The 8,672-nt window shown below is 57.9% G+C and carries 8 protein-coding genes; 4 read left to right on the forward strand and 4 right to left on the reverse strand.

Annotated elements, in window-relative coordinates; translation table 11 throughout:
- The 3 genes from VGL22_RS19040 to VGL22_RS19050 form a co-directional block, all read right to left on the reverse strand.
- Entirely contained in the window at window positions 1-1,728 is a 1,728-nt protein-coding gene (locus VGL22_RS19040) for a DegT/DnrJ/EryC1/StrS family aminotransferase (protein ID WP_465268538.1), read from the reverse strand.
- Window positions 1,725-2,723 carry a Gfo/Idh/MocA family protein gene (locus VGL22_RS19045; protein WP_465268539.1) on the reverse strand — a complete coding sequence of 333 codons (999 nt, stop codon included), beginning with the start codon at window positions 2,721-2,723 and terminating at the stop codon, window positions 1,725-1,727. The genes VGL22_RS19040 and VGL22_RS19045 overlap by 4 nt, the downstream gene beginning before the upstream one ends.
- 121 nt (window positions 2,724-2,844) lie before the next feature.
- Window positions 2,845-3,999, reverse strand: coding sequence for a sugar transferase (locus VGL22_RS19050; protein ID WP_465268540.1), 1,155 nt, complete (start codon window positions 3,997-3,999; stop codon window positions 2,845-2,847).
- A 464-nt stretch (window positions 4,000-4,463) separates the two neighbouring features.
- On the opposite strand from VGL22_RS19050, the gene VGL22_RS19055 reads away from it, so the two are divergent.
- The 4 genes from VGL22_RS19055 to VGL22_RS19070 all read left to right on the forward strand — a co-directional run bounded on the left by VGL22_RS19055 (window position 4,464) and on the right by VGL22_RS19070 (window position 6,936).
- Window positions 4,464-5,039: a YceI family protein gene (locus VGL22_RS19055; RefSeq protein WP_465268541.1), complete on the forward strand. Its 576-nt coding sequence runs from the start codon at window positions 4,464-4,466 to the stop codon at window positions 5,037-5,039.
- A gap of 80 nt (window positions 5,040-5,119) precedes the next feature.
- Window positions 5,120-5,671 (forward strand): MarR family winged helix-turn-helix transcriptional regulator, encoded by a 552-nt coding sequence (locus tag VGL22_RS19060; RefSeq protein WP_465268542.1) that lies wholly within the window; start codon window positions 5,120-5,122, stop codon window positions 5,669-5,671.
- A 167-nt stretch (window positions 5,672-5,838) separates the two neighbouring features.
- On the forward strand, window positions 5,839-6,159 hold the full coding sequence (locus VGL22_RS19065; RefSeq protein ID WP_465268545.1) for a PilZ domain-containing protein: 321 nt from the start codon (window positions 5,839-5,841) through the stop codon (window positions 6,157-6,159).
- Between the two features lie 30 nt (window positions 6,160-6,189).
- On the forward strand, window positions 6,190-6,936 hold the full coding sequence (locus VGL22_RS19070) for a response regulator transcription factor (RefSeq protein ID WP_465268543.1): 747 nt from the start codon (window positions 6,190-6,192) through the stop codon (window positions 6,934-6,936).
- Window positions 6,937-6,988: 52 nt separating this feature from the next.
- Here VGL22_RS19070 and VGL22_RS19075 read toward each other — a convergent pair whose 3' ends face one another.
- Entirely contained in the window at window positions 6,989-8,155 is a 1,167-nt protein-coding gene (locus VGL22_RS19075; RefSeq protein ID WP_465268544.1) for a hypothetical protein, read from the reverse strand.
- Window positions 8,156-8,672 lie beyond the last annotated feature (517 nt).

Consider the following 8,672-nt stretch of genomic DNA (forward strand, 5'->3'; position numbering starts at 1 on the left):
CTATACCTTCACGGCGGACCTGCCGACAGCGGCAAAGTCCAATTGGTCGCACATGTCGCCCGGAGCAAAGAACGCATGTATCTCGCGGGCGACACGCGCCTGCTGCCCTGACGTGAGTTGCGGGAACATGGGAAGCGACAGGATTTCTGCGGCCGCCTTCTCCGTAACCGGGAAAGAACCTTTACCGTACCCCATATGCGCATACGCCTTCTGCAGATGCAGGGGGATCGGATAATGAATGCCAGTGCTGATACCTGCCTGCTTCAGATGCTCAATCATCGCATCGCGCTCAGGTACGCGCACAACATAGAGGTGAAACACGCCGCGGCAATTGGCGGGCTCATACGGAAGCACCATCGCCCCTCCCTCTTCAAGCAGCGCGCTGTACTTCGCCGCGCGCTCGCGTCGCAATGCGTTCCAGCCTTCCAAACGCGGCAGCTTTGCGCTTAGAAACGCGCATTGCATCGCGTCGAGACGCCCGTTATAACCCTCAATGTCGTGGTAGTACTTTTTGGCCTGTCCGTGATCGCGCAGCAGCCGCATGGTCTTGGCAATGGCGGCATCATTGGTGGTCGCCGCACCGCCTTCACCCAACGCGCCCAGGTTCTTGCCTGGATAGAAACTAAAAGCAGCCGCCGCGCCCATCGATCCCGCACGCATCCATGTGCCGCGCTCTGCCGAGAAGTATTCCGCGCCATGCGCCTGGCAGGCGTCTTCCACCACCGTCAATCCAAATCGATCCGCCAGCGCGAGAATCGCATCCATATCGGCCATCTGACCGTACAGGTGCACCGGTACAACCGCCTTCACCGGCCGCCCGCTGCGCAGGCTCACGACTCGGCCGTTCGCATCGCGCGTGCACTGCACTGCGAGATAAGACTCGAGCGCTTCGGCAGACAGATTGCAGGTTCGCTCGTCGACATCCACAAACTCCGGCAGCGCGCCAGCCTGCGAGATTGCTTCGGTCGTGGCGATGAATGTGTTCGGCACTGTCACCACCACATCACCCGGACCGACTCCAACTGCCATCAGCGCGAAACGGAGAGCATCCGTGCCGCTGTTCACTGCAACTGATTCGCTTGTCTGGCAGAACTCCGCAAACGATTTCTCGAACTCCGCTACGGGCGAACCACCTACAAATGATGCCGTCTGCAGGCAATGGCGAAACGCCGTCACCAGTTCCTGTTCCATCTCCACATGCGGGGTTATTAGGTCGAGGAATGGAATTGGAGCATTCGCGTCATTTTCAGCAGCCTTCATCCTCCGGGTCATGCGCGCCGGATTGCCCGCCACAATTGCATGTGCCGGCACATCGCGCGTCACCGTGCTTCCCGCCCCCACAATCGCGCCCTCTCCCACTGTCACGCTGGAGAGGATCGTCGCACCTGATCCGATGGACGCGCCTTTGCAGATGCGCGTATGCTCCACCTTCCAGTCCGCCTCGGTCTGCATGCTTCCATCGGGGTTTGTCGCCCGGGGATAGCGGTCGTTAATGAACATCACACCGTGGCCGATGAAGACGTTATCCTCGATCTCCACGCCCTCGCATAGAAAGCTGTGGCTAGAGATTTTGCAGTTCTTCCCGACCGCAGCGTTCTTCTGGATTTCGACAAAGGCGCCAATCTTCGTTCCGTCGCCAATCGCGCAGCCGTATAAATTGATGAATTTGGAGAGGTTAACACCCTCGCCCAGCCGTACGTCGTCTGCAATGCAGTTGTAGGAGTTCATAGTCTCACCAGGGCTCCCCGCTTGCTCAGCGACTCACTCGCCGCTTCAAGCATTCTGACTACTCGCAACCCCGCGCGCCCATCGTTGATTGGGTCTTGGCCCGTGGTGATGCAGTGATTGAAATATTTCAGCTCCTGCTGAAGTGCTTCTACCTGCTCCAGCCTTGGCGCGTACATGTCGCCTGACCGGTAGTTCACCAGCAGGTTGTATACGCCTTCCTGCGTTGTAGTCTCCACACCGCGGTCATATACCCTGACCTTCTCATCGGCAACCAGGTCATTCCATACCACCATTCGCTTCTCGCCGCCAATGAGCGTCATGCGCACCTTCACCGGCGAGAGCCAGTTCACGTTGATATGGGCGATCGTCTTGCCCGGAAAGTAGAGGGTCATGTACGCCACGTCTTCGAAATCGTTCAGGTGTTTTTCACCCGTGGCCACCACCGCTTCAGGATCTTCTTTGATGATGTAATCCATGATGGACAGATCATGCGGCGCCAGATCCCACAGCACGTTCACGTCGTGCTGCAGCAGGCCCAGGTTCACGCGTGTCGAATCGTAGTAGTACAGCTTTCCCAGCGCGCCTTCGTCTACCAACTGGCTGATCTTTTTCACAGCGCCGGTAAACAGAAAGGTGTGATCCACCATGATCTTTAGATTGCGGCTCTCAGCCAGTTGTATAAGCTCTTCGCCTTGTGCGGCGCTGCTCGTAAATGGCTTTTCGACGAATACGTGCTTGCCGTTCAGCAGAGCCGCTTTGGTGAGTTCATAATGTGTCCACACAGGGGAAATCACTGCCACAGCATCGATTTTGGTGGACTTGACGACGTCCTGCGGATCGGCGGTCACGTGAATGGACGGATAAGCGCGTTGCGCGCGCTGCCGCGCTGCCGCGCTCAGATCCGCAATCATCAACACCTGAGATCCCTCCAGCGTCGTGAGGTTCCTCACCACGTTCGGTCCCCAGTAGCCATAGCCGATTACGCCAAAGTTCAATCAACCCACCGCACTTTCAAGGGAATATTTATGGGCAGTATATGCCTCTGATCGGGCCGGCAAATAAGGTTAGGCGAAACTCGCGCCACACGCTGAAGAGAAACGAAAGCGCGGCCGGCTATCAACAGGCTCCTGCGCCGCGGATGACAGCCAGCGGGGTTCGAAGCAGGATCCATATGTCCAGCCACAAAGACCAGGTATTCGCGTAGCGAAGGTCCAGCCGCACCATATCGTCGAACTTGACAAGGCTTCGGCCGGTCACCTGCCACAGTCCCGTTATGCCCGGCTTCGCCTCAAGAATTCGTCTGCGATGCCAGGTTTGATAGGCTGCAAGCTCATAAGGAATGGCGGGGCGCGGACCGACCAGCGACATCTCACCCAGAAACACGTTGAGGATCTGCGGCAGTTCGTCCAGGCTGGTGCGTCGTAAGAGCTTGCCCAGCGGAGTAATCCGCCGGTCGTTCGTCAGCTTGTACACGCCCTGCCCCGCTCCCGTTGCGCCATTCTTTTGCGCCTGGTCAGCAATCAGTTTCGTCACGTACTCCTTGTGAACGCTGTGATCGTTGTTCACGTACATGGAGCGGAACTTCAGAACCGTGAACAGCTTCCCGTATTGCCCCACACGCTGCTGCTTGAAGAGCACCGGCCCTTTTGAGGTGAGCTTGATGGCAACGGCGATTGCCAGGAACAATGGCGACAAGATCAGAAGGCTGACACCGCTCACCAGCAGATCAACCGCGCGCTTCAACACCAGCAAAGACTGCTTGCGCCGCGAAGGATTCATCAGGTCCGGATACAAGGTGACACTCGTCGGTCCATCCGCCCCGTTATGGTCCCATTCGTCCGGGAAAAAATGGAACGAGAGGCTCACCTGATCGAACTGATCATACGTAAGCTCGTTCCTGAGCAGGTTGCTGACGCGGTTCAGAACCGTGGTGAGAATCAGGTTCCTGTCGTTTGCCACCAGGCCCGTGAACATAACCCCGATCACCGCGTCCTCTTTGTACCACCCAATCACATCCGTCTCGCGGCTGCAGGCGCGCAGCACTTCAAGCATGCTCTCGAGGGCATTGCGGTTCTCCCTGGCTTCCAACTGATCCCCGACTTCGACCAGCATCAGCAGAAATTGCTCTTTCGAGCGCTCACTCCGTTTCCGCTCCACCGCAATCATTCGCTTGAACGAGCCTTCAGACAGCGTCTCGCGCAAGTCGTCCAGCAGAGGTTCCGCCAACGGGCTGTTGTGTTTGGGAATGCTTTCAACGCGCAGTGATCTCACAGACTTCTCCCGCAATTTCACACAAGGGCCCAGATGCTTCACGATGGCCGACTTGGTTCGAGGATGTCCGCACTGCGCCGTCGAGTAGACGCCGCCTCCGAACCTTGTTCCCCTCCCGAGCCTTCTGCCAGTCCAACAAGGGGCCTGATGTTCCTGGTAAGCTGCGTCGATCATAGGTACGGGGCAAAATCGCCTCAATCACACGTTCGTGCTAAGCACCCCGGCAAAAAGAACCAGCCCCTCCGCGTTGCGGCGTGCATGTTCAGCCCGAACGGCAGGGCTCTAGGATTTCCGCCAGAACCGCGCCGGAGAGTACCTGTTGCAACAACTACCGCGAGATGGCATGCTTGTGGGCAGAGCTTTACTTCCTCTCCGCCCACAGGTTTGCATTCAGGATGTCAGGCAAACTGTGCGGCGCGCACTCCCATTGGCTGGCCGATGGCCCGTTGCCGAAAGGATTTCTCATGCATCGTCTCGCAGTCGCAGTCGCAGTTCTCTCCGTCGCCGCGCCTTTTGCAGCGGCGCAAACGTCCACTTGGAACATCGATCCGGCTCACAGCAGCGTAGATTTCACGGTCAAGCACCTCGCCCTATCCAACGTTCACGGCCACTTCGGCGGCCTCAAGGGCTCCCTTACGCTGAACGAGTCCGATATCACCAAGTCCACCGTTGCGGTGACCATCGACACAACCACCATCGATACCGGGGTGCAGATGCGTGACAACGACCTGAAGAGTCCGAACTATTTCGACGTGAGCCAATTTCCCACGGCGACTTTCACCAGCACCACGGTTAGCGGGTCGGCCGGACACCTCACGGTGAACGGCAATCTGACGCTGCACGGTGTTAGCCGGCCGGTCACCCTTGATGTGGACGGCCCCAATGGTCCAATCAACGGCATGGACAAAAAGCCTCATGCGGGCTATAGCGCCAGCACCAAACTTAAGCGGAAGGACTTCGGCATCGGCGCCAAGACCCCCGATAACGTGGTCAGTGACGAGATCACGTTGACCATCGACCTGGACGTCGCGAAGCAGTAGCACACACCCCAAAACCGGCGATCGTCAATATCCCGACGCGGTAGACCGTCGATCGCCGAAGGGTCCCGCGGGAGTTCCATTTGTCTAAGCTGAAGGCTGAAATCTCGCAGGAGACGCCGTTTTCCGGTCCGCACGAGGAGGTACTGCTCAACCTGATCCGCACCACGGATTGCCTCCAGCGTGCCCTGCAGCAAACAACCCGCCGCTGGAAAATCACCTCCACGCAGTACAACGTTCTTCGTATTCTGCGTGGCGCGCATCCGGCCGGGTTGCCCTGCTCCATGATTGGCGACCGCATGCTCACGGCGGACCCGGACGTCACGCGGCTGGTGTCGCGGCTCAAAGCGGCGGAACTGGTTCGGCAGGAGCGCGACAAGAAGGACCGGCGGGTCGTTCTCACGCACATCTCGCAGAAAGGACTGGAGTTGCTTGGCGAGATGGATGAGGCGGTTTCGCGCTTCCCGGCTGAGATGCTGAGCCATCTTGGAGACACTGACCTGCGCAGCCTGATCACCCTTCTGGAGCGCGCGCGGGCACAATGCGACAGCCGACTTTCGCCCACTTGCAATGGCACCGTACACCCTGGACCCGTGACCTGCGATGGCGCTCCGAAGGCTTCTGAACGCGAGTAGATCCAGCTCAGAAGCCCGGCAACCCTGGTTACCATTTAGGGAACTATTGTGTCCTAGGATTTACCCCTTAAATCCGATACAGTTGCCTTGTCGGGCGTTGTCTCCCTGATTCGAGAGTTTGGATGCATAAGTCTTCTAAGTCCGGCGTCGCGGTTTTTCCGAAGAAGATGCCTGAGAACCCGCCTGGGCAAGAAGTCCGATGCGCTGTCCGCTTCCCCTTATCGCTGCCCGTTGTAGTTCAGTCGTCCCGCAGAGAACACACAGCTCTGACATGCAATGTGTCGGCGAGCGGTGTTCTGTTCCAGATGGAAGCCCCATTGCGCGTGGGTGAGCGAATTGCTTTCTCGCTCCGCATGCCGGGTGGTGTCCTGGGTACTTCCCATGATGTTCTGGTGGATTGTACCGGACGTGTGGTACGCTGCTCGAAGAGCCAAGCCCAGACTCAAGTTGCCGCCACGATAGACGAGTATCGATTCGTGGAGCAATAACCATATTTCCTGGGCCAGGTCATAGTCGGTATGGACTTTCTTGAAGATAACCCTGAAGTCGAACCTGTCGACGGCACGGAGAAACCCGGCACCGTCCGCATTATTCTTGCGGATTCGCAGGCAATTTACCGTGTCGGCATCCGCAAGATTTTTGCGCTTGAGGATGATATTCGGGTAGTGGCTCAGGCCGACTCACTCGAGAACCTGAAGGCCGCTATTGAGCGCTTCCCCAGCGACGTTGTCCTGGTTGAAGGCGCTCTTTTGGGACCGACAGCTGGCGCCGTTAACGAACTGATCAAGGTCGCGCCCAAGGTCAAGCTCATTGTGCAGGCGGCAGCCGCCAATGAGAGTGGCACGGTGGAGCTCTATCGCCGCGGCGTGCGCGGCATCATCTCCCGCTCTATCTCGCCCGACCTGCTGGTGCGCTGCGTGCGTCGCATCGCCGCCGGCGAGACCTGGATCGACAACCAGAGCGTGAACTGGGTCATTGAGGCATATCGCGCCCAAGCCGCATCGCTCGTCAATCCTAAGACGCAGCCCCGGCTCTCCCCCAAGGAGATGGCCATCATCACCTGCATCACACAAGGCAAGCGTAACAAAGAGATCGCTTTCCAGCTTGGCACCACTGAACAGGTGATTAAGAACTATCTGCGCAAGATTTACGACAAACTGGGCGTGAGCGACCGGCTTGAACTGGCACTCTACTGCCTGCACAATAAGATCATCCAAGGCGACGTGGATGAAGAAATGATGGAGCAGAAACTGGTCCGCCGATAGACTTCATAGGTAAAACTCTCAGACGCGATCCATTGTGATCGCGTTTTTTGCTTTATGTGCCCGCTTTCGGATAGAAAGCCGCCGAACCGCCCACCCACTCCTGGTCTTTGTTATGATCCACCCCCATCATCTTGCCGCGACCCAGCCGTACCAGCGGCAGAACCGGACGCAGCGTGCCGCGGTCCGGCCACAGGTAGAGAATACGAATCTCGGCCTGTGTCATCCCGAAAGGCGTCTCAATCGTGGGCTCAAACCGCATTCGCTGCTGCAGCAGGTATCCAGCGCGCTCCTCCTTCGGAATGGCTTCCAGTTGCGCCTGGGTGGGCTCAAATTGAATTCCTTTGCCGGCGAACGAAAAGAGAGGCTTCAGCAGCAACTCCGAATACGCCGCATCGGGGCCCGCGGCGTCAACCTTCACGCCTGCCGCTTTCAACCGCTCGCGGCCCGGCCCGAGCAAAAACTCATCGAGAAACACCGCCGGAGGGACCACCCGGTTCCATCTTCCTGTGCGCGTGAGCCACGGCAGCGAGAACTTGCTTATCAGGAAATACCAGTTGGGATGGCCCGCCCACTGCACATCCCACTTCTTCGTCAGGTCGAAGGGCAACTTGATGTTCCGCGCCACCAGTTCATCGGCGATCGCCCGGTTGTAGATGCGATGGATTACGATTCGCTTGCCCTGAGGATTGCGATAGTACAGCGTGTCGCCCTCCGGCTCCAGGGAACGGATGTCGACTACCGCAATACCGAGTTTCCTGGCAGTCACTTCGAAGTCCGACCGCGTCTTCTGATGTTGAGGATCAATCTCCGTCAGCACCACGTGGATCGGGTCTTGCCCTCCCAGCACGGTCCTCGAAAGCAATTCCCAAAACCCGTCCCGGTCAAGCCCATCCAGATACCAGCCGAGATTTTCATCCAGGCCGTAAGCCTGCAGATACGTCCGGTTCAGCACTGCCTGATAGGCATAAACAGATGGGAAGGCCTGAATCTCAACCAGGCGAGGCGAGAGTTCGCCCGAGCTGTCCCGAACGAATGCGAAGTCGGCTGTAAGGAAGTGCGGATGGCGACACTCGCCCGGCAATCGGTAACCCTCGGGAATCGCCTTGCGGGCTTCCTCCAGATATACGGGGTCACTAATCAGTTCGCATGCCATGCCGGCACCCAGCTTCGCCATGTGCTCGAGAGTGCGCTTTTCCAGGAAGATGGGGGTCTCGGCCACGCGGAATTCAACCCTGCACCCGCACCGGTCCTCCAGCATCTGAAGGAAGGCGGCATATCGATGGGCGGAATAAGTTTGATTGAATCGCTCTCGTTGCTCTTGAATCACCAAGCCCCCCCAGCGCTCGTCAGTCGAGAGCGCACCAACACGACTCAGCTTACCCGGTCAACGCTGCGCAATGGAACTCCTGTATCATCGCCACGCCCAGTGGTTTAGTCGGGAAGTATGTGACGAAAAATCTTGCGCTCCGTAAGTGTCCAAAGATTTTCAGCAAAGTTACCTTTGTTGTACCAGTCATCCCTCGTGTGGGTTACTCTTTTCGTACAAAGTCTCTTTAGGAGTCGGCTAACATCATGAAACTCAGCTCTATTGCCTTACGTTCAGTACTTGTTACTGTAGCCCTGATTCTTGCGCATCACGCCTACGCAGCGGGTTCCATCACTTTTCGGCCCATTCCGTCGGGGCCCACCGTTGCAGGCCCGATGACACCTTGGCCGATCCCGCCGGGACCCACCGT

This window comes from Occallatibacter sp. (assembly GCF_036502485.1).
GTDB lineage: Bacteria > Acidobacteriota > Terriglobia > Terriglobales > Acidobacteriaceae > Telmatobacter.

Bases quoted from the DNA above. Each gene is read 5' to 3' on its own strand.
- VGL22_RS19040 (WP_465268538.1), bottom strand. From the start codon at position 1,728: ATGAACTCCTACAACTGCATTGCAGACGACGTACGGCTGGGCGAGGGT.
- VGL22_RS19055 (WP_465268541.1), top strand. From the start codon at position 4,464: ATGCATCGTCTCGCAGTCGCAGTCGCAGTTCTCTCCGTCGCCGCGCCT.
- VGL22_RS19065 (WP_465268545.1), top strand. From the start codon at position 5,839: ATGCCTGAGAACCCGCCTGGGCAAGAAGTCCGATGCGCTGTCCGCTTC.
- VGL22_RS19070 (WP_465268543.1), top strand. From the start codon at position 6,190: ATGGACTTTCTTGAAGATAACCCTGAAGTCGAACCTGTCGACGGCACG.